Source organism: Acinetobacter sp. YH18001 (genome assembly GCF_013416975.1).
Taxonomy (GTDB): domain Bacteria; phylum Pseudomonadota; class Gammaproteobacteria; order Pseudomonadales; family Moraxellaceae; genus Acinetobacter; species Acinetobacter pseudolwoffii.
The window spans coordinates 156,179-178,755 of the sequence record NZ_VPEU01000001.1; the positions used below are offsets into that span (position 1 = coordinate 156,179).

At 45.3% G+C, this 22,577-nt stretch carries 17 protein-coding genes; 3 read left to right on the forward strand and 14 right to left on the reverse strand.

Annotation, left to right across the window (positions count from 1 at the left end; all coding sequences use genetic code 11):
• Window positions 1-224: 224 nt before the first annotated feature.
• From FTV48_RS00745 to hcaE, 7 genes are all read right to left on the reverse strand, one after another.
• Window positions 225-1,133 (reverse strand): DMT family transporter, encoded by a 909-nt coding sequence (locus FTV48_RS00745; protein WP_100534656.1) that lies wholly within the window; start codon window positions 1,131-1,133, stop codon window positions 225-227.
• 311 nt (window positions 1,134-1,444) lie between these two features.
• On the reverse strand, window positions 1,445-2,671 hold the full coding sequence (gene hcaD, locus FTV48_RS00750) for a 3-phenylpropionate/cinnamic acid dioxygenase ferredoxin--NAD(+) reductase subunit (protein ID WP_179999113.1): 1,227 nt from the start codon (window positions 2,669-2,671) through the stop codon (window positions 1,445-1,447).
• 5 nt (window positions 2,672-2,676) lie between these two features.
• Window positions 2,677-3,642 (reverse strand): 3-carboxyethylcatechol 2,3-dioxygenase, encoded by a 966-nt coding sequence (locus FTV48_RS00755; RefSeq protein ID WP_100357564.1) that lies wholly within the window; start codon window positions 3,640-3,642, stop codon window positions 2,677-2,679.
• A gap of 113 nt (window positions 3,643-3,755) precedes the next feature.
• On the reverse strand, window positions 3,756-4,571 hold the full coding sequence (gene hcaB, locus FTV48_RS00760) for a 3-phenylpropionate-dihydrodiol/cinnamic acid-dihydrodiol dehydrogenase (protein ID WP_005172874.1): 816 nt from the start codon (window positions 4,569-4,571) through the stop codon (window positions 3,756-3,758).
• 2 nt (window positions 4,572-4,573) lie between these two features.
• Window positions 4,574-4,900 carry a 3-phenylpropionate/cinnamic acid dioxygenase ferredoxin subunit gene (gene hcaC / locus FTV48_RS00765; protein ID WP_005095433.1) on the reverse strand — a complete coding sequence of 109 codons (327 nt, stop codon included), beginning with the start codon at window positions 4,898-4,900 and terminating at the stop codon, window positions 4,574-4,576.
• The gene (gene hcaF, locus FTV48_RS00770) at window positions 4,900-5,418 is read right to left on the reverse strand and encodes a 3-phenylpropionate/cinnamic acid dioxygenase subunit beta (RefSeq protein ID WP_005095432.1); all 519 of its coding nucleotides are present in this window, start codon (window positions 5,416-5,418) and stop codon (window positions 4,900-4,902) included. The genes hcaC and hcaF overlap by 1 nt, the downstream gene beginning before the upstream one ends.
• Window positions 5,415-6,782, reverse strand: coding sequence for a 3-phenylpropionate/cinnamic acid dioxygenase subunit alpha (gene hcaE / locus FTV48_RS00775; protein ID WP_005095430.1), 1,368 nt, complete (start codon window positions 6,780-6,782; stop codon window positions 5,415-5,417). The genes hcaF and hcaE overlap by 4 nt, the downstream gene beginning before the upstream one ends.
• A gap of 280 nt (window positions 6,783-7,062) precedes the next feature.
• Between hcaE and hcaR the strand changes: the two genes are divergently transcribed.
• Window positions 7,063-7,971, forward strand: a complete 909-nt coding sequence (gene hcaR, locus FTV48_RS00780; RefSeq protein ID WP_005172878.1) for a DNA-binding transcriptional regulator HcaR — start codon at window positions 7,063-7,065, stop codon at window positions 7,969-7,971.
• A 379-nt stretch (window positions 7,972-8,350) separates the two neighbouring features.
• On the opposite strand, the gene FTV48_RS00785 is transcribed toward hcaR, so the two are convergent.
• From FTV48_RS00785 to FTV48_RS00815, 7 genes are all read right to left on the reverse strand, one after another.
• On the reverse strand, window positions 8,351-9,211 hold the full coding sequence (locus FTV48_RS00785) for an alpha/beta fold hydrolase (RefSeq protein ID WP_005095425.1): 861 nt from the start codon (window positions 9,209-9,211) through the stop codon (window positions 8,351-8,353).
• Window positions 9,212-9,495: 284 nt separating this feature from the next.
• The gene (locus FTV48_RS00790; protein WP_179999131.1) at window positions 9,496-10,755 is read right to left on the reverse strand and encodes an OprD family outer membrane porin; all 1,260 of its coding nucleotides are present in this window, start codon (window positions 10,753-10,755) and stop codon (window positions 9,496-9,498) included.
• Window positions 10,756-11,184: 429 nt separating this feature from the next.
• Entirely contained in the window at window positions 11,185-12,204 is a 1,020-nt protein-coding gene (gene dmpG / locus FTV48_RS00795; RefSeq protein ID WP_005102984.1) for a 4-hydroxy-2-oxovalerate aldolase, read from the reverse strand.
• An 11-nt stretch (window positions 12,205-12,215) separates the two neighbouring features.
• Window positions 12,216-13,109 carry an acetaldehyde dehydrogenase (acetylating) gene (locus FTV48_RS00800; protein WP_179999115.1) on the reverse strand — a complete coding sequence of 298 codons (894 nt, stop codon included), beginning with the start codon at window positions 13,107-13,109 and terminating at the stop codon, window positions 12,216-12,218.
• 24 nt (window positions 13,110-13,133) lie between these two features.
• Window positions 13,134-13,931 (reverse strand): 2-keto-4-pentenoate hydratase, encoded by a 798-nt coding sequence (locus FTV48_RS00805; RefSeq protein ID WP_179999117.1) that lies wholly within the window; start codon window positions 13,929-13,931, stop codon window positions 13,134-13,136.
• A 406-nt stretch (window positions 13,932-14,337) separates the two neighbouring features.
• A complete protein-coding gene (locus FTV48_RS00810; protein WP_005095419.1) occupies window positions 14,338-15,006 on the reverse strand; it encodes an HAD-IA family hydrolase in 669 nt (222 codons plus the stop codon).
• A gap of 166 nt (window positions 15,007-15,172) precedes the next feature.
• Complete coding sequence (locus tag FTV48_RS00815) at window positions 15,173-16,129, reverse strand: RluA family pseudouridine synthase (protein ID WP_005095416.1); 957 nt, start codon at window positions 16,127-16,129, stop codon at window positions 15,173-15,175.
• Window positions 16,130-16,895: 766 nt separating this feature from the next.
• Between FTV48_RS00815 and FTV48_RS00820 the strand changes: the two genes are divergently transcribed.
• Both FTV48_RS00820 and FTV48_RS00825 read left to right on the forward strand, forming a co-directional pair.
• Complete coding sequence (locus tag FTV48_RS00820; RefSeq protein ID WP_179999119.1) at window positions 16,896-20,378, forward strand: Rne/Rng family ribonuclease; 3,483 nt, start codon at window positions 16,896-16,898, stop codon at window positions 20,376-20,378.
• Window positions 20,379-20,560: 182 nt separating this feature from the next.
• Window positions 20,561-22,393, forward strand: coding sequence for a long-chain-acyl-CoA synthetase (locus FTV48_RS00825; protein WP_373683522.1), 1,833 nt, complete (start codon window positions 20,561-20,563; stop codon window positions 22,391-22,393).
• Window positions 22,394-22,577: the final 184 nt, after the last annotated feature.

Here is a 22,577-nt window from a genome sequence, read left to right on the forward strand (position 1 = left end):
TTTCAGCCAAAATTTTATCCTCATAATGTGCTGATTTGATCGTGCATGCCTGAGTTATGCAACGATTGAGAGTGCGGACGATGAAATCTACTATTTTTAACATTTGGCCAATCTGCTAAATAAACTTGCTTAAACTCTTGTGAACGGATGTAGCCATAGACTTCTTTCATCTAAAAAATTTAAAGCATAAAAAAGGGCTTTCGCCCTTTTGATTTGCTACAGATTTAGCGCTTGGAAAAGTATTGCTCACGCCACTCTTTCCAAAAGTACATAATGATGCCGAACATCACCACGGCAATTCCTGCAAAGGCATGACTGCTGATGATTTCATGATTCAGAGTCGCACCAAGTACCAGTGCGATGACTGGCGTCATGACATTACTCAAAGATACTGTTGAAGCATTTAAACGCCGAATCAGCCAGAAATAACACAGCATCGCCACAATCGAGGACATGATCATGGTAAATACAAACCCGATCAGCGCCTGTGTGCCAGGCAACTGGGTCGGCATATGCTGCCAGATAAATGGAATCAAGAGCAGTGAACCGGCTGCTGATAGCAGCAATGAACCTGTCGCTTGTGACATTGGGCTTAAAGGTGCGTTGATCTGTTTGACCCAGAAGATTGAACTGATATAGGACACCATACTGATCAGCATCAGCACCACACCCCAAGGATTCACCTTGCTGTCTGCCGAATCTAAAAATACAAAACTCAGTCCGGCAATGGCAACAGCCATACCCGACCATTGCAGCCACACTAACTGATGAGTTTTTAAGATCACATGCCCGATCAGACCGGCAATCAGCGGCGAAAAACCAAAAATCAGGGCCATCAGACCTGAGGTCAGATAATTGGCTGCCAGATAAATAAACAGCTGTGCACCGATTAAATTCAGACTGCCGGCCAGATAGCTTTTCATTGAGGTGCTGTCAAAAGGCAAAGGATCACGCATGATTTTTAGCAGGAATAGCGCAATAATCGATGCGCCAAAATAGCGAATGATCAGTACCCACATCGGGTGAATCTCGGCCACGCTCCAGACAATCGCCAAAGGCGTTGCGGCCCAAATCAGCACCAGTAAAGCATAAATACTTGCCGTCACCAGCATGGGAGATGAATTTGAATTCATAAAAGACTCAATTAAAGTTAATCAGAAAGAGTTGAACTAACTTCTCGTTCAAATCCACAATCGACAATACTGATTGCGGCATGGATGCCGCCGCTAAACTGGGATATATGGACATATCCTCAGTTTAGAAAAAGATTTTTGTCACCTTGCGCCATGTATGGCTCATCTCTCAAAAGTGAGGCATTACCTACGCAAAGTAATACAAACCAAAACTGAAACTTGAGGTAGTGATCATATAGAGAGTATTCGATCAATATAAAAAAACAGACCTATGCAAAACATAGGTCTGTTCCAAGATATCTCAATACAACTTAAGCAATTTTGCGTAAGTCTTGTGCCAGATCCAAATGTTTTTCAGCTTCAAAAGCCGTATTCTTGCTGATCATTTTTTTCAGATGACGCATTTCTTTGGCCGCATTGACGGTAATACCGGCAACGATTTGACCATCGGTCACACCATACATCACAAATGAATTGTCTGCGCCTTTGGCTGCATCCATGTCACCACGAACCAGCCATTGGGTCGCTGCCATATCACCGACAAACTGGAAGTTGATATTGAGCTGATCGGTCCAGAACCAGGCCGGATTGGCTTTTGGATGTTCGACACCCATGACATGACGCGCAAAAATGCCTGCCTGAAGATTGGCATTTTCCCAAGTCTCGACACGGCGGAATTCGCCGTCTTCACGAAGTTGTGTCGCGACATCACCTGCTGCATAAATATCGGCATTTGAAGTCTGGCAGTTTTCATTGACCTTGATCGCTAGATCAGCATCTAAACCGGCTGCAATGGCAAGCTGTGCGTTTGGCACAATTCCGATTCCATAAACTACAGCATCAGCACGTAACTCTTCGCCATCAGCTAAAGTCACCACAATTTCTTCACCATCTAAACGGCAAGCTGCAACTTGAGTATTTAAGCGAACATCTACGCCTGCCAGACGATGTTGTTCAAGCAGAAACTCACTTAAAATACGCGGTGAACAACGACCCATCACCATTGGTCCCTGCTCAAGCACAGTCACCTGACAGTCTTTGTAACGCGCAGAGGATGCCAGTTCAAGACCGATCACACCACCACCGATCAGCAGAATACGTTGACCTGCTTGCAATACAGGAACCAAGGCTTGTGAATCTTCAAGGTTACGAAGCGTATAAACATGTTTGCCTAACGCATCGAAGTTTGGCAGACGGCGCGCGGCACCGCCTGTTGCGAGAAGCAATTTGTCATAAGCAACAACATCACCATTTTGAAGTTCAACCGTTTTCGCGGTCGCGTTGATTTGAGTCACGCCATTGCCACGAATGGTGGTCACGCCAAGTTCAGCCAGTTTTTCTGCTGACAGAATTTCAATCTTGGTGTCCTCAGGTTTTAGAATCACGTCTTTCGACAGTGGCGGACGCTCATAAGGAAGATGCGTTTCATCACCAATCAGAATGATTTTACCTGCGTACTTGTTGCCACGAAGTTCTAAAATCGCGCTTGCACCTGCCTGGCCAGCCCCTACAATTACGATGGTTTCGATGTTGCTCATGTCAATTAACCTTTTAACTCTGCAGATACGATGCCGAAGCCCGCAATCCATTCACTGATATCTTCATAGCAGTGTGTTGTCATGTCGTATTCGCCCATTTCGCTTAAGGCTGCAAATGCGGCCATCCAGGAACGGACTTCCTGACCACCACGACCGCCGTCACGACGAATTTCATCTTCTGTCATGGCTTCTAAGGTCGCGAAATCAGCGTTCTTGAAGGTTTCAAGTAGTGCACGATCCCATTCAGCATTTAAAGGAACTGCAACCGAAGTATCGCCTGCTGCCAGTTTCTGACCGACTGCAATGACTTTGCCCTGACGTGCTTCACGTGCTTCAGGCGTTGGATTACGACCTGCAATCAGGAATTCTTCTACTTGTGGTGGAACCGAACCCATTTGCGGTGTGGGTGGATCATGCGACAGACCACCTGTACCTAAAACAAGGACACGCTCATTTTCAAGGTTTAAAGATTTAATAAACTGACCTACAGCACGGCCCAAAGCAATGGTACGCTTGGTGGTTGGCATCGGTGCTGCAGCGCCATTAATAAAAATTGGAATCGTTGGATAACGATCGAGTTTGCCGTCACACAGGAAGTGTAATGGCTGAGTCACCCCATGATCCGCCTGCATACGGTAAGAATATGCAACGTCTACACCTTCATCGAGTACACGTCGAACCAAGCCTAATGCTTTGTCTTCAGGTACATCGATGTGATCATTGTCTTTACCATAATCCCAGTCACCCGCAGCTTTGGCACGAATACCGACACAGAAACTTGGCATCAGGTCATAGAAGAAACCATTAAAATGGTCAGGACCAAAGGTAATAATCAGGGTTGGGTCGTAAGCTTTTACTTCAGCAGAGAGTTTTTCAAAAGCATCACGAACGGCTTGTTCTTTACGCTTTTCCTGTGGTGAAGCAAATTCCATTAAAGGACTGTGCGATGCACAAATAAGTTTAACGGCCATGAGAGACTCCAAAAAGGAAGACTTAAATCCTCCCCAACCCTCCTTTAAAAAGGAGGGAGATTTTCCCCCTCTTTTATAAAGAGGGGTAAGGGGAGATTTTTAAAAGCAGATTTTTATTCGTCAAAGAAACCGGCACGGGGCTGACGTAAGCCACGAATTCCCAGACCGCATTCTGCATTGATCAGAACGCCAGTCAAAGGACGGTTATTTTGACGAGATGCCAAGAGTACGTATGAACCTGTCATATCTTCCGGTTCAGGCAAGAAATTCAGTGGCATACCACGTGCAATTTTCTCAGGATCACGTGCATCGAGCAGGCCAACATTTTCCTGACCGAGCGACGCTGCGCCTTTGATATTCACATTCATACCTGACGGTGCAACCGCATTCACTCGTACTTTAGGCGCAAGCTCATAGGCCAATTCTTTCATAATACCCACCCCTGCATGCTTAGATGCAGTATATACAGGGCCTCCGCCAGCGGAGTACAGTGCCGAATTAGACAAAGTAAATATGATAGAACCTTCAGAAGCGATCAATGCCTCCAGTGCAGCCTTCGCACCGAGAATGAGTGACTTGGTATTAATCCCCATAATCTCGTCAAAGGCTTTTTCCAGCTGCTCACCAGAGGTATTGACGATATCGGCATAATGATCCCAGATCCCGGCATTGCCGACGAAACAGTCGAGTTTGCCGAAACGCTCTACAGTGGCATTCACTGCACGAACGTTGTCTGCATAGCTGGCTACATCGCCTTCAATCGCAAGAACTTTACCGCCAAAGTGTTCGTTTAATGCCTCCACTTTTGCTTTTGAACGTTGAAGAACGGCAACTTGTGCACCCTCTTCCAGGAAACGTTCCACTAGCGCCCAGCCTAAGCCTGAACCACCACCGGTAATAAGTGCAACTTCGCCTTGTAGCCAACCCATGATTACTCTCCTGCCATCTCTACATATAATGCGCCGTCTTCAACCACTACCGGGAATGTTTGAATTGGATCAGTTGCCGGCAAGCAAAGTGCTTCGCCGGTTTTCAAACAAAAACGTGCAGCATGAAGTGGACATTCCACTGTACCGTCGTCTTCCAGATAACCTTCAGACATAGACGCATTGCCATGTGAACAGCGGTCGTTCATTGCGAAGAACTCACCACCGTTATTGAATACTGCCAATGCATCAATACCATTCACGCCGCAATCTACTTTTAGCGCTTCGCCTTCGTCTAATTCGTCAACTTGGCAAACAAAAATCTTATTCATTAGAAGAATACACTCAGGTTATGTGAGCTATAGGTCGCTTGATCCAGCATGATCTTACGGTTGAAGATCTGGAAGCCGAGGCCGCCTTCAACTTTACGGATCTTGTCATGGCGTTTACCGCAGTAAATGACAATGTCTTTCTCTTTTTGCGTACGATATAGCAAATAGGTTACATATACGTCGTATTCGCCTTCAACTTCAGCTGGCTCTACGATCACGTTGCTCACCATGTGAGTGGTACGTGATGGAGGCTCTTCAGCCCAAGCCATACCGGTTTCAAGACGTGCGACACGACGCTCTAAAAGGTCTTTGGTATCGTTGAATACCCAAGTCGTCGGTGGCTCAACTGAACGGCGACGGTCACGGGTTTGCGCGTTTGGTGTGGTACGTAGCGTATAAGAAATATCTTCAGCCAAGGTATCCAACCAATCGCGGAATTTCCAGTCGTCCAGCAATTTTGCTTCGCGATACAGGAACTGACTGATTTGATGATGAAGTTCTAAACTCACTTGACTCATTTCATAAGCTCCTTCTCGTATGCGTCAGCTGCTGCTTCAACGTCTTCCCATTTTTCATGGATCAATAAATCTGCCCAGCGGCGGTACATGCCACGTGCTGCAGTTTCAGAGAAAATATAGTTGGTGATCCCCGGAATACCGTCTTCACGGATTTTCTCGTTACCTTTACCCATTTCCATAATGAGTTTGTTTTGACGCGCTTTATAACCACGTAAAACTTTCTGGATTTCGATCCAGTTTTCAGAGTCATCTTGCTCTAGGAAACCAGCTGGACCGAAAGCACGCGTTGCAGAACGTTCAAATGCTTCTTTCACTTCTTGTGATGCTTCAGCATCCGCAATACAGAATGCCCATACTTCAGTTTTGTTTGGACCACGTGGGTGCCATACACGAAGCGTTGCCGTACCGTTCAACCAAGACAAGGTCGGGAACATGGTGTTATGACCTGCAAGACGCAGGGCACGGACTTCACCTAAACGCTCTTTTACTTCTTCATAAGTTTCGCGGAAGTAGTTGGCTACTTCACCGTCGACCCATACGTTTGCATCTGGTTTTTCTGTGAAGAAAAAGCCTGAACCGTGACCACGTGAACCGTACTGAAGTGCATCTTTAGCCGTTTCCCAAACTGGACGAGCCGTTTGTGCAGCACCAAGTTTTTTCGATGCTTCATCATCTGGTTTTGCGCCAAGGACTTGGATCGCAGATGCATGAGAGAACAAGGCATGATACTGGTCAGATGCAAACTGTTCCGCTGCAAATTTCCAGTTACACTCGATTTCCCATTTGTGTACACCACCGATGATTTCTGTACCACCTGGACGACGGTCAAGTACACCATCTAGATACCAAGCGATATCGCCCATGTATTCTTCAAGATCAGGTGTGGTTTCATCCCAACAAGCGAATACCAGGCCTTTGTAAGACTTGACACGATTCACTTCGACCAAGCCCCATTGCTCTTTACATGCACCTTGTGGGTAAGCACGTTCTTCAAGCGGAATGTCTTTTAAAGAACCGTCAATGCCATAAGACCAGCCGTGGTATGGGCAAGTGAATGCACGGGTATTACCACAGTCTGCGAAACTCACACGCATAGAACGGTGACGGCACTGGTTTAAGAATGCTTTGATTGAGCCATCTTTTTGACGTGCCACGATGATCGGATCTTCACCCATATAGGTATTGAAGAAGTCACCCGCCTTTGGAATCTGGCTTTCATGACAAAGGAACAACCAAGTACGGCCAAAAACGCGTTCAAGTTCTAATTCGTAAATATCTGGATCTGTATAGATAGATGGAGTGATACGCCCATTTTGTGCATCGACTAAAGCGTCGATTTCACGCACATCAATTTTTCCACTCATGAAAAGCTCTCCTGTGACCCATCAAGGCACAAAGTAAATAGACTCAATTCGAATGGATAATGGATTTTGGATTGATTTTGGGGAAATATTTTTTTTGTTTCAATTAATAGCTTTAAGCAATTATTCCACGTGCTTGTTCTGATATTAAAACATTAATAAATATCTCAAGAGTATTTACTTTCTAAATATCAAAATAACCTTCACGACATAGTTGTTTATAGATTATACTTCTATGAAATTATAGTAAGACATTTTTTGGATTACTCTTCGGGCTGATGACATGGAATTACGACACCTTCGCTACTTTATCACCGTTGCTGAAGAACTGAACTTTAGTAAGGCAGCACTTAAACTTTATACGGCTCAACCCTCACTTAGCCAGCAAATCAAAGACCTGGAAGAAGATGTCGGCGTCAAGCTACTCAACCGAACCAAACGTAAAGTGGAGCTGACCGAAGAAGGTGCCGTATTTCTGGAACAGGCGCGCCTGACCCTGGCACAAGCAGACAAGGCCGTTGCCATGGCACGTCAGGTGTCACAAGCCAAGCAGCAAATGCTACGGATTGGTTTTGTTCCGGTGGCCGAGATGAAAATCTTCCCGTATATCTTGCCAAATCTGCGTGTGCAAAATCCGGATTTAAAAATTGAATTGCTCAGCCTGAACAATAATGAACAAATGCGTCTGTTGAAAAAAGGTGATCTGGATCTGACTTTTACCCGTCATAACTTCAATAGTGATGAAATTGAAAGCCAGTTTGTAATTCGTGAGCCTTTGATTTTTATATTACCTAAAGATCACCCTCTGGCAAAATACGAGAGAATTCCAGTTAAAGCATTGAATGGTATTGATTTTATTATTCCATCAGCAGAGCAGTCACATACTTTGCATCATGCCATTCTGGACTTTGCCAAAGCCAATAACGTTGAGCTCAACATCGTACAGAAAGCGGATAATATCCTGTTCAATATCAACTCGATTGGTATTGGCTTGGGCTGCACCATATTACCGGGCTATATTGTACCGCTGACCATGGACAATACCGTAATTCGCCCTCTGGACGTGGAACTGCCATATCTGGATCTGTATGTCAGTTACCACAAAAACAACAAATCCTATGCGGTAACCAAATTCCTTGAGCTATTAACTCGGGTGTTTTATCTGGACATTAACCGCGACGAACAGGACTAATCCCGCTCCATCCCAGATCAAGCATATGCCATTCAACTTTTGAGTAGCATGTGCTTTTTTGTTTTATCATTTTTTGCTAAAAAATTTATTTTAAATTCTATTTTTTGATAAAGGATCAATCTGTAGCTCCTTAATTGGTCGCCTGATCTAGGCTAATACTGCCTGTTTTTCACCCTAAACTCCCTTCATTTACAACTTAAGTCTAATAAAAGTTAAGTCAGTTTTTTCTCGGCTTAAATTTAATAACTTGCTAAAAATAATTAGATTTTTACATCAACCTATACAAATGAGAATCATATGCACTTAAATACATTCTGTTCAATATTTTGCCCACAAAAAAAGGATGACCGAAGCCATCCCTTTTTAAAACACGGTAAAATTATTTTACGCCGTGAACAGCAAGATAGTTTTTGATCACAGTATTGAATTCGTCTGCTTTCTCAACTTGAGACCAGTGACCACATTGGCTGAAGATGTGCGCATCAGCATTTGGAACCACATTCAGGATGTCCCAAGTACGTGATACTGGAATGACCACGTCTTGCGTACCATGAATCAATAACACTGGCACAGTAATATCTTTCATTTTTTCGAAATCAAGCGGGAATTCGAAACGGTCACGGTCACGTGCGCCAACTACATCCATCAAACGATTTGATGCATAGTCATTTGCAGCAGAAGCAAAGCGAACTTTAACCAGTTCATCCGTGATCAAGTCTTTATTTACCACAAACATTGACAAGGTTTTCTTGATGCCTTCTTCAGTCAACACCGGGTTTGCATGCGCTTTGAGTGCAGCAGTTTGTTTCGCACCGCCTGTCCCCATAGACACGATACCCAAAACGCGCTCTGGATAATCCAGTGCCAACTGGAATGCCAACCAGCCACCTAAAGAGTTACCCACTAACCAGGTTTTTTCGATACCCAAAGCATCTAGCGTACGGATCGCATGGTCTACCCAGGCACGAATACCATATTCAGTGTTTGGCGCAACCACAGTTTGGCCATAACCAATGGTATCAATCGCGATACAACGTGCTTGCTCACCAATTTGTGGCAGGTTTAACCACCAGTTTGCCGCAGCAGATACACCTGTGCCTGAACCGTGTAAAAATAGAATAGGTGTACCTTCACCAATTTCGTGGTAATGGGTCAACTCACCTTCAGCAGTTTCAATCCATTTGTCTTCCAAGCCAAAGAACGGATCTGTTTGATAGTCAGGGATTTGAACAGTGCTCATATTACTTCCTCTTACAGTCTTTCGCTTGCGTGTCCCTCTCTTTTCAAGAATTCGACGTCAAGTTGACTCATTAAAATGACTTTTTTACATCCTTATCTTAACCGCTCAAGACGGGTCAACTGATACAAAATTACGATTGCACACTACAAAATATATATAATTTAAGCTTATGTTTTATATAGTTATTTTAATATGAAAATCCTTATTTATTTTCAGGATTTAGTTTATATGCAGATAGAAAAACAGCGCTACACCGGATAGCGCTCTTGATCAAGGCAGCAGAATTAGAATTTATAGGTATAAGTGGTTGCTACACGGTATTCCTGAAGGTCTGGTTTTGCTGGATTTGCAAAATTCACATCAATATACATGCCCTGTACGCCTAAACCTTTTAATTTACCTTCTGGCACAGTGTAATTGACGATTGCATTCACTTCATCCGTATTGAAGTTCTGACCTTGATATGCTCCGGTACCTTGCTGATCATAGCCTTTGAAATAAATCGCTGTTGCATTTAGTCCCTTCAAGCCGACTTCAGAAAAGTCATAACCATAAGACACATGCCATGACTTTTCTTCCGGCGCTGTGAAAGTTGCGACTCCCCAGTTTGCCAAATAAGGCTGTGGCACCCAGCCTCCCAATGTCGGGAATGCACTGTCACCAAACATTTGCTGATAACCCACACCGACCGTATGCGTACCATGATTGATTTTTGCAGCTACCGATAATGCCTGGTTGTCGATCTCACCATATAATTTATCGCCAGATTCGGAGTTATTGAAATAACGCACATGACTATCTAATTTGGTTTTTTCACCTAACCCGATTTTGTAACTCACACCCAGATAATGCTGCTGGTAAATGTCTTGAACATCGGCATACCAATAACTTGCACCCAACTCTTTTGTCAGCTGGTGATCTATACCGGCAATCCACATCCCATCCGCTTCTGCACCATTATCAAATTGTGGTGGATTAAATTTGGTTAAATCACGGAACTGGTTGTCATAACGGTTGTTAATCCCGTCAATATAAGCCAGTGTAAGCTTAGTATCTTTAAGCTCTTTCGACTCTAACCATGCACCGCTATAAGTTGTTAACAACTGACGCGATGGATCAAACACTAAAACTGGCGACACTGGGCGTAATTCACCAACTTTTAATTCGGTTTCTGAAACCTTGGCTTTTAAGGTTGCACCGACTTTACCGAAATGGTCTTTTGATTGCTTGCCATCATGCGGTAAAACCCAATCCGGATTCTTATCACGACCTTTGAGTTTAACTGCATGTTGAACTAGCACATCAGCACCGACCTTTATCCCACCGCCAATATCGTGATAACCCGACTTGGCATCCAGAGTCACCCCTTGTGACCAAGAACCCCAGTTACGTGATGAAGCATCATCTTGATACTGGCGATCTAAATAGAAATTTTTAAATTTTAATTGCACATTACTGTCGTCAATAAAATCTGCATTCGCTGCAGTTTTTCCTAAAGTTGCTATCGCAGCAAACATTGCTATCCATAAGTTTTGACGACGCATCATGAGTTCCCCATTTAACAGATAAAATCTATGTCGCCATCATGCGCAAGTCGATTTAAATAAAAAATCCGACCACAGTATTAAGATTTTCTGCTTTCATCGGCCGATATTTCAGACCTCTCCTCAAGCAACCAATCGCTTAGATTTTAAAACGATTAATTAAAATAAAAAATTGACCAGATATTTAATTCAAACTTTTGTTTCTTCTATTAATAAGAGTAAATTTTTTAAAATCTTTCAGCAGCCATTTTTTATTTATCGTTTTTATGTTTAAGGAAAATATAAAGCCAAAATAATCGCCCTACAATATTATAACTAAAACATCTCACCCCAGAGTTTTAATATATTAATCAGTCTCATTTAAAATAAAAAAGCACCCAATTTGGATGCTTTTTTATCAAACTTATTTTAATACTGAGCGATTAAAAGTTAAGCTTGTAACTCACGCGCTTTAGACATGGTTAATGCTAAATCTTCAATCATGTCTTCCTGACCACCGACCGTACCACGACGACCAAGCTCCATCAGGATTTCACGTGCAGAAACGCCATATTTTGCTTCAGCGCGTTTAGCAAACAGCAGGAATGAAGAATACACACCCGCATAACCCAAAGTTGCTGCATCACGATCGGCACGGATCGGGTTGTGCATCATTGGAATGACCAGATCTTCAGCAACGTCTTGTACTTTGAACAAGTCAACGCCAGTGTCCATGCCCATACGGTTTGCAACCGCAATGAACAACTCAAGTGGTGTATTACCCGCACCCGCACCCAAACCTGCAGATGCCAAGTCAACACGTACTGCACCGGCTTGTACCGCAGCAACCGTATTCGATACACCCATACCCAAGTTATGGTGACCGTGGAAACCGAGCTCAATGCTTGGGTCCAAGTGTTGACGTAAATGACCAACACGATCGATGACATCTTGAGGAAGCATATAACCTGCTGAGTCAGTGACATAGATACAGTTTGCACCGTAAGACACCATCTTGTTCGCTTCTTCAAGCAGTTTTTCAGGAGATGCCATGTGCGCCAACATCAAGAAACCGACCGTGTCCATTTCTAGTTTGCGTGCAGCCGTGATGTGCTGTTCAGAACAGTCTGCTTCTGTACAGTGTGTTGCCACACGAATAGTAGATACACCAATTTCATGCGCCATTTTCAAATGGTCAACCGTACCGATCCCAGGCAGAAGAAGTGCAGAAATTTTGGCATTCTTCATACGTGGCACAACAGCAGACAGGTATTCTTCATCCGTTGCCGCAGCAAAACCGTAGTTGACGGATGAACCGCCAAGGCCGTCACCATGCGTGACTTCAATTAAAGGTACGCCTGCATCATCAAGTGCTGTTGAAATCGCAATCATTTGCTCAACAGTGGTTTGATGGCGCTGTGGGTGCATACCATCACGCAAAGTCATATCATGAACAATAATCTTAGACATGTGGTTGCTCCTTAAGCGTCTTTATTGAATACGTGTTCTGCAAACATCTCTGCAGTACGTGCTGCAGCAGCAGTCATGATGTCAAGGTTACCCGCATATTTCGGCAGGAAATCACCAAGCCCTTCAACTTCTAAGTAAATTGACACGCGGTTGCCATCAAAAACTGGACCATTGACAAGCTTGTAACCCGGTACATATTTTTGAACTTCTTTAATCATTGCGTGTACAGATTCAGTGATCGCTGCTTGATCCGGTTCACCTTCTACCAGACAGTGAACCGTGTCACGCATCATCAGTGGTGGCTCAGCCGGGTTGATGATGATAATCGCTTTACCCTGTTTCGCGCCGCCCACTTTCTCAATGGCACCGGCAGTGGTACGGGTAAATTCATCAATGTTTTTACGTGTACCTGGACCTACTGATTTAGTCGATACCGTTGCGATGATCTCACCATATTCAACCGGCTGAACGCGAGAAACTGCAGCTACCATTGGAATCGTTGCCTGACCGCCACAGGTGACCATGTTTACGTTTGGCACTTCGCCACCCGTAAGCAATGCTTCCAGGTTGACCGGTGGTACGCAGAATGGACCGATCGCAGCAGGCGTCAAGTCAATCATCAGTACACCAAGTTCATTGAGCTTGCGGCTGTTTTCAGCATGTACATAAGCAGACGTTGCATCGAATGCAATTTTAATATCATCTGCAATCACGTGAGGCAGAAGACCATCCACACCTTCAGCGGTGGTTTTTAAACCCATTTTTGCAGCACGTGCCAGACCTTCAGAAGTTGGGTCAATCCCCACCATCCACACTGGCTCTAACCATTCGCTGCGTTGTAACTTGTAAAGCAAATCAGTACCGATATTACCTGGACCGATCATTGCACATTTAATCTTTTTCATGAATGTACTCTCTTGGAATCTCGATTATTCAGCAGCAAATGCAGCTGTAACAGAACTGAAGCCTTCAATTTCAACTTTGAATTCATCGCCTGGTTGAGCCACAACCATAGGCCCTAAGGCACCTGTTAAGATAATGTCGCCTGCAAGTAATGGACGACCACGGCGTACCATTTCATCTGCCAGCCAAACTGCAGCATTGAGTGGATTGGCCAGACATGCTTTACCCACACCTTGAGACACAACTTCGTCACCACGCGTCATGACCATTTTGCAGTTCACCAGATCAAGGTTTTCAAGTTTTACAGGTTGAGAACCTAAAACGAATGCTGCGGAAGATGCGTTATCTGCAACTGTATCAATTAAACTGATTTTCCAGTTTTCGATCCGGCTATCGACCACTTCAACTGCAGGCAGGGCATACTCAGTCGCGCTGATGATGTCAGCATAGGTATGTTTTTCTTTGGTCAAATCCTGGTTAATCACCAATGCGATTTCCGCTTCAACCTTAGGTTGAATCAGCAGACCTGCAGGAATTACTTCACCATCGCCATAGGCCATGTCAGCAAACAACATGCCGAAGTCAGGCTGATCTACGCCGAGTTGCGCTTGAACCACTTTAGAGGTTAAACCAATTTTACGGCCTACCAGACGGCGACCTTCAGACAAAGCGCGCTCGGTATTCACTTCTTGAACGGCATAGGCAATATCTACGTCAGCACTTTCACCACCCAGTTCTGGGCGAATCGGCGCGATCGCAGTTTGTGATAATTCAGCGCTACGAAGGGCTTGTGCAACTGATTCAACAACAGCAGAATTCGACATCAATGTTTCCTTAAACTGCAAAAATTAGGCTTATGCTGAGATCTAAGATGGACAGAAAATATGGACATGATCAGGCCGATAATCCGTCAGGATTACCTTTCTCAGAGCGAGCATAGGAATAAACAGTTTTAGAATGGGAAAAATACGGCTTTTATGCCAATAGTTATTTTATTTTTTGCTATAGCTATTATCTATAAAGAAAATTCACAAAAACCAAGACAAAACAAAATCTTAGTATTTAAAATGCATCATCATTTAGCAGAACAACTCCGCTAATCTGACCGAATAAAATCAACATAATTGCAACTTTAGACTAAAAGATAAGAGCAAATGCTTAAATCTGTAGCGCTCCCCGGCAGTTTTAAACCGGGGAAATACCATTTTTTACTGTAACCAAGATAATAGATTAAATTGCTTGTTTCCATTGGACTTTAGCCAACAATGCCGCATGTAAAGCGGTCACATCATCCACGATACAGACCGGATTGAATTGCGCCAAAAGTTCAGGTTCATGCACGCCATAGCTGACACCGATACTTGGCATGGCCATATTTTGTGCCATTTCCAGATCATAAGAAGTGTCACCGACCATAAGCGCATGTTCGGCCTGTACACCCGTTTCTGCCAGTATTTCTTCTAACATGAGTGGATCTGGTTTGGAACGGGTTTCACTGGCAGCACGCGTGGTCACAAACAGCTGCTCACTGTTGGTCTGCTTCAAGACACGATCCAGACCTTTACGGCTTTTACCCGTCGCCACTGCCAGCTTCACACCGTGTTGCTGCAAATCCGCAAGCATATGTGCCACCCCTTCAAACCAGGAATCTCCGGAAGAGTTTGCCACATAGTGTTCTGAATAGCTTTGTAAAATATTGGCATGCAATTCAGGCACATTCGGAAATAAACGCTGTGCCACTTCAGGCAAACCTAAGCCGATAATGCTTTTCGCGTCTTCATCGCTTAAAGGCTGCTGAAACTGTTGTGCTGCAAACTGCAAACTCGCCACGATTTGACTGACCGAATCAAATAACGTGCCATCCCAATCAAAAATGACCAGTTTTACAGGTGTGTTCATAAGGTTTCCTAAATTTGATTCAAGGTTAGGTAGCTTTACCACCTCTCTCTAGCCCTCTCCTTGTAGAAGAGGGTAGAGAGAGGTTTAATGCCTAAAATCTCCCCTAGCCCCTCTTTAAGAAAGAGGGTTAGGGTGGATTGAATTTATTAAAAGAAAAAATAAGTCTTTACTGAGCCGTCGGCTTATCCGCTTTCTGTGCTCTTAACTGTGCCACCAGACTCTGCATATCTTCCGGCAAAGGTGCTTCAATCATGGCATAACCCGGAATTTCCAGACGCATGGCATGCAGGCAAAGACGGCGTGGTTTCGGCCCGTTATAGCCAGTTTCATGACCATACTTTTCATCACCAACCAGCGGATGACCAATACTGAGACCATGTACACGAATCTGATGGGTACGACCCGAAAGTGGAGAGGCATAGACCAGTGTGGCATGCATAAAGCGTTCCTGCACATTCCACTGCGTCTTCGACTCTTTACCTTCTTTCGGCGATACACAGACACGACGCTCGCCATTGGCCAGCTCATACCGATGTAAAGGCGCATCAATCAACTGACGGTCAAGTGCTACGTTACCTTTGACCACAGCAGCATAGGTTTTTTTAATTTTATGTTCACGCAGCATGTCCTGTAAGCTTTTCAGTACGCTACGTTTTTTCGAGATCATCACCAGACCAGACGTGTCACGGTCAATACGATGAATCAGTTCCAGATATTTTTTCCCAGTCGCTGCACGTAAGCCTTCGATCAGACCATATGCGACACCACTACCGCCATGTACCGCGATGCCCGAAGGTTTATTCACCACCATCAGACCTTCATCTTCATAGATCACGCGGGCCAACAAACCATTGGCAACCTTGTCAGAAATGGGCGCAGCAGATTCATCTTTTTGCTCATAACGGATCGGTGCAACACGAATCTGATCAGCAATCGCCAGTTTGGTTTCCGCCTTGATGCGTTTTTTATTGACGCGCACCTGGCCTTCACGAATCAGGCGATAGATACGGCTTTTTGGCACACCTTTCAGACGACTAAACAGGAAATTATCGATGCGTTGTCCATCTTGATGTTCATCCACTTCAAACCAAGTGACGTTTTGCCATTGTTGCGTAGAATTCATACAGTTACTATGACCCAAAAAATACTAAAATTGATTAAAAACTGATCACTTAGATTATGCTTTACACAAGAAACATAAGCTTAGCCCATAGGCAGATGATGCAAGGTTTGATATAGTCAGCGCACGGAAACCATCGTTTGTGGGTAAAAGTTGAATCATTTCAGATTTTTCTGAACTTGATTGTTCAATTAAAGACTCACATGATACGGGAAGGTCCCCAAAGAATTATGCCGACGCCGAAGGCTTATTATATCGGCAAACAAAGCAAACTGTTGCGTTTAATTGTACCTCAGGTACATAAATCAGTTTGTCTTAAAAAATATGTCGCCAACTTTCGTTGGTTTTTAAACGTAAACTGATACACATCAGATTAGTCGCACCCTGAAGACGACTTCAGGCTACAGCGTCGATGCATTGGATCTGCACAGTTTGTAAAGATACGACGACAATTCCGTATCAAGACACTTTCTATAAAGAAGGGATGATCTTCGAGCAATGTGACAGTGAAAGTTACATACATCCAATGCACCGCTCGTCCGCCAGTGAAGCGTTCAGGTGACTTTAATCCGTTTAAAGATTGAAGCCGTATTGCCATCATCAATACGTGAATCAAAACCGAAGCCTATCTATACAAGTAGAAGCCGGTAAGAAAAGACTCAGACCACAATGAAATTCATTGCAGATTTGAGCCATTGATCCGTGATGTGTGATGTTCGCTACGTGTATAGCGATTTTTTGCTGTGTATCACTATAAGGTGTTACACCCATGAAACGTATGTTGATTAATGCAACACATGCCGAAGAAATTCGCGTTGCACTTGTCACTGGTCAGCGTCTTTACGATTTTGATTTAGAGAATCGTACCCGTGAACAAAAAAAATCCAATATCTATAAAGGTCACGTGACTCGCGTTGAGCCTTCTTTAGAAGCTGTATTCGTCGAATATGGTGCAGGTCGTCAAGGCTTCCTGTCGATGCGTGAAATCGCAAACTCATATTACAAAGCCGATCCACGCCAGACCTCAAATATCCGTGAACTGATCACGGAAGGCACCGAGCTTTTGGTTCAGGTGGAAAAAGAAGAGCGTGGCAATAAAGGCGCTGCCCTGTCTACGTTTATTTCACTTGCTGGCCGTTACCTGGTTTTAATGCCAAACAACCCGAAAGGTGGTGGTATCAGCCGTCAAATTTCTGGTGCTGTGCGTGAAGAACTGAAAGAAATGCTGGCGACGCTTAACGTACCACGTGGCATGAGCGTGATTGTGCGTACTGCCGGCATCGGCCGTTCACAAGAAGAGCTGCAACTTGATCTGCAACATCTGCTTGACCTTTGGGCACAAATCCAGAAAACAGCAAGTTCTGGCCCATCTCCAATGTTGGTGCATCAGGAAGCGGGTGTGGTGACACGTGCCATTCGTGACTACCTGCGTGATGATGTTGCGGAAATTCTAATTGACTCTGAGCAAGCCTATAACGAAGCTTATAACTTCGTAAAAGCAGTGATGCCACGTCAACTCGACAAACTGAAAACCTATACCTTAAATGAGCCTTTATTTGCTCATTTCGCGATTGAAAGCCAGATTCAGACTGCCTATGAACGTGAAGTAAAACTCCCTTCTGGCGGTTCGATCGTCATCGATCAAACTGAAGCTTTGGTTTCGATTGACATCAACTCAGCAAAATCGACCCGCGGTAGCGATGTTGAAGATACTGCGCTGAACACCAATATTGAAGCTGCAGAAGAAATTGCGCGTCAACTCCGTTTACGCGATATCGGCGGCCTGGTGGTGATCGACTTTATCGACATGACCAAAGATCGCAACCAGCGTATGGTGGAAGCGAAACTTCGTGAAGCGACCCAGAGTGACCGTGCCCGTATTCAATTCGGTCAATTGTCACGTTTTGGCCTGATGGAAATGAGCCGTCAGCGTCTACGTCCTTCTCTTGAAGAAGCGACTGGCTATGTCTGCCCACGCTGTCATGGTACTGGCATGGTACGTGACTTGCGTTCACTTTCACTTTCAATCATGCGTAAAGTGGAAGAGATTGCGCTGCGTGAACGTCAAGGTGAAGTTCAGGTCGAAGTTCCGGTCGAAATTGCTGCATTCATGTTGAATGAAAAGCGTCATACCTTGGTATATCTGGAACAGACCTCGAATGTACGTGTGACAGTATTGCCGCATCCGCATCTGGAAACTCCGCATTATGAAATCACTTATAATGCTGAAGGCTTTGCACCAACCAGCTATGAGCGTACCGAAGCGACCCGTTCAAGTGAAAAAGAATTGGGCTATGAGTCTTCTGAATGGCATCTAGAAGAAGAGCAGCATGCGCAACACGCAGCACCAGCGCCTTCACAGCCGCAACAAAACAACGGCCGTAATAACAATAAACGCCGCAATCCACAAAACCAGCCGGCTCAACCGCAAGTGGCACAGCAAACACCTGTACAGGCAGTAGCTCCAGTAGCTTCAAGCAGCCCATGTGCATGGTTAGAAAACCTGTTTGTACAAAAACAGGCAGCGACTGTTGATCCATCACGTACTGCCAATAATGCTGCAGCAGCGATTGAACAAATGATCAATGGCGGTGCGGTAAGTCGTGGCCAGTTCGGTCAGGTGGCTGCACCGGTTGCACAGCCAGCACCACAGCACGTAGCACAACCTGCTGCTGTATCAAGCAACAATAATGCTTACCTGGCACCATCGACTGTTGCACAAAAACAGGAACGTGATGCGGCAGAAAAACCGGCAGAGCGTGAAGAAAGGGCACCACGTCACAACAAGAAACCGCGCAACCCGAACCCGAAGCACAAAGAACCGCGCGAGCAGGTTCAGTCTGAAGCTCCTGCACCTCAGCAACATCAAGTGCATGAAGAAGTGGTTCAGGTGTCTCGTCAAGAACAACGCCATGAAGCACGTGAAAACAAGCGTCATTCTCGCCGTCAGCATCACAACGAGCCAGCGCAGCAAAATGATGTTCAGAACAATGAACAACAGCCACAACAGGCAATGCCGCGCCGTGACCGCCGCAACCAGCAACGTCCGGAACGCCCAAATCGCCACCGCGATCCAAGTGTTCTGAACGAACAAGCGCCTCAGGCAGCTCCTGCAGTTGTTGAAGCGCCGGCCGTCAATGACAAGCAGCTTCGTGTTGAATTGGTCGATGCACCCCGTACGGATGTGATGCCAACAGCAATGGTCGTAAATATTGACCAGGCAAAAAGCGAAATCGTGGCATTGAATGACAATGCTACAGTTGCAACGCCAGCAGTTGAAGTCACTGCACCGGCAGATGCGCCAGTTGAAGCGGCTGCAGCTGAAAATGTGGTTGAAGCCACCTTGACAGCTCCTGTGGAAGAAATTGTAGCGACTGAAGCAACGTCTGAAAAAACACGGGCCAGCAACGATCCGCGTCAGCGTCGTCGCCAGCAGCGTGCAGCACAGTCGCAACAACCTGCAGCTCAGCAGTTAACACCGTCACAAGTGCCAACTTTGGGCCAGTTCACCATTGGTAGCCTGATTCGTCATGTCTATGGTGAAGACTGCTCAGTGCTGATTGAACAGTTTGGTTTATTACCAACCTTCAACCGTGCTTTAGAAAAGTTCACGAAAGAGTACAACGCGAGTCTGGTGGCTGCCGCAGCGCCTGCTGCTGCAGAGAAAAAACCGGTCACCCGTGATGTTGAAGTAACGGTAGCCAAGGTTGAAGCAGAGCCTGCTCCAGTCCTGGACCTGAACCCACCAAAACCGGTCTCAGACAAGCGTGTTGCCAACGATCCACGTGAGCGTCGCCGTTTGGCCAAACAGGCTGCGGAGCAGGCTTTGCAACAAGCCAAACAGCAGGCAAAAGTGGAAGCCGCGCCGGCAGTTGAAGCTGCGCCAGAACCTGTAGCAGTAGAAGCACCAGCTGAACCTGTTGAAGCAGCTGTAACTGAAGCACCTGTAGCATCGGAAGCAGTGGTTGAAACGACGGAAAATACTCAATCGACGGAACCAGCAACTGAAACCGCAGCACCAGTAGAAGTGACCACTGAAGTTGCACCAGCTGAAGTTCAGGTCGAAGAAGTGGCTCCAGCTGAAGCAAGTGCTGAAACAGAAGCGCCTGTGGCAAAAAGCAAAGATGTGGCAGAAGCGACCGTAGAGGAAGCTGAAGCCAGCGAAGCGGAAAAAGCCGAGAAGCAAGCTGCTCGCCCGCGTCGTCCACGTGGCCGTCCACCGAAAAAAGCCAATACTGCAACTGAGTCATAATTTGCCCAATTGCAGTCACATAAAAAAACCTAGTCATTTCGATGACTAGGTTTTTTTTGCTAGATTTAGTCAGAATAGGTTGATTGCACTAGTGTTTTAACGCTAAAAGATGGATAGCTCGTCTACTGTATATAAATTGAACGTATCGGATACGAAAAATAAATAGGATTCTCATGACCCAAATGAAACCACACGATCTGATTGGGATTGCAAATGTCGCTGCCAAAATCCCGGCTTTCTTGACCAAAGTGCCCAATTTGCTCACTGGTCTAAGACAGGCATATTTACGTACTCCGAACACACCGGCCGGCCTGGGTCTGGCTTTTGAAAAAGCGACCAAGCGCAACCCGGAAGGTATCGCCTTGCGTTTTGAAGAGCAAAGCTATAGCTATGCCGCTCTCAATGCTTGGGCCAACCAGATTGCCCATTTCTATCTGTCCTTGGGTGCCAAGAAAGGTGATGTTGTTGCTGTCATAGTCGAGAACCGCCCTGAACTGATTGCCAGCGTGATTGGTCTGGCTAAACTGGGTGTGACCATCGCTCTGGTCAATACCTCTCAAGTCGGCAAAGTGCTGACCCACAGTATCAACCTGGTCAAACCAATTGCGGTGATTGTCGGTGAAGAGTGCCGGAACGCGGTCAACGAGATTCGTGATGACCTCAATATTAGCAGTGATCGCCTGCATTGGTTTGCCGATCAAAATACTCAAGCCGATCCGGGTCAGGCGCCTGCGGGCTTTATCAATCTGGCTGAAAAAATCGATCTCTCCCCGAAATTCAATCCACCGACCACCCATTCGGTGCAAGGCAAAGATGGGCTGTTCTACATTTATACGTCGGGCACCACCGGCCTGCCTAAGGCAGTCATCTTTACCAACGGACGCTGGACGCTGGCTTATGGCACCTATGGCCATGTGCTAAACCTGAAGAAAGATGATGTGATGTACTGCACCCTGCCGCTTTATCATGCCACAGGCATGGTGGTGTGCTGGTGTGGCGTGATTGCAGGTGCAGGAACGCTTGCGATTCGACGTAAATTCTCGACCTCCTCCTTCTGGAAAGATGTAAAGAAATTTGATGCCTCTGCGATTGGCTATGTCGGTGAGTTGTGCCGCTATCTGATGGATGCCCCTCCCTCTGAACTGGAAAAAGACCATCGGGTCACCCGAATGATTGGAAATGGCATGCGCCCGAATATCTGGGACAAGTTCAAATCCCGTTTTGGGATTCAGGAAGTGCTGGAATTGTATGCGTCCAGTGAAGGCAATGTCGGTTTTAGCAATATTTTCAATTTTGACAATACCGTCGGTTTCTCCCCGACACCCTATGCCATTATTGCCTTTGATAAAGATAAAAATGAACCGGTTCGGGATAACAAGGGTCACTGCAAACGGGTGAAAAAAGGTGAAACAGGTTTACTGATTGGTAAAATTACCCGTCGCTCACCCTTTGATGGTTATACCGACCCGGAAAAAAACAAGTCCGTGATCATGCAGGATGTATTTGGCAAAGGTGATGCTTATTTCAATACGGGCGATCTGGTACGTAATATCGGCTTTCGTCATGCCCAGTTTGTCGACCGCTTAGGTGATACTTTCCGCTGGAAAGGTGAAAATGTTTCCACGACTGAAGTTGAAAACATGCTGACCGAGTATGACAAAATCGTTGAAGCGGTGGTGTATGGCGTGGAAATCCCCAATACCAATGGTCGTGCCGGGATGGCAGCGCTGACCTTAAAACCAGACATGCAACTGGATCAAGAAGACCTGCAACAGATGGTCAGCACCTTTAAACAGTGCTTGCCTGCTTATGCCGTTCCGGTGTTTTTACGTATCCAGCAGCAAGTCGAAACGACAGGCACCTTTAAATACCAGAAAAACAGGTTGAAAGAGCAAGCATTTGATCCGAATAAAACCGATGAACGCCTGTTGGTTCTCTTACCAGGTGCAACGGCCTATTCTGAGCTCACAGCAGAGATTTTTGCCAACATTCAGGCCTACCAATATCGCTTCTAAGTACTGAAGTTGCCTATTTTTTGTTTAGATAAAGCACAATTGTTCTATTTATAATCAAACATGGGCAACTTTGTTATTTTTTGCTTGCGCTGAAATGAGATCTTGCTACAATACGCTCCATCAAACAAAGTGGTGCTTTAAGCTATTTAGCTTGACTTGCACTATACATTCAAACCTAGTTTGA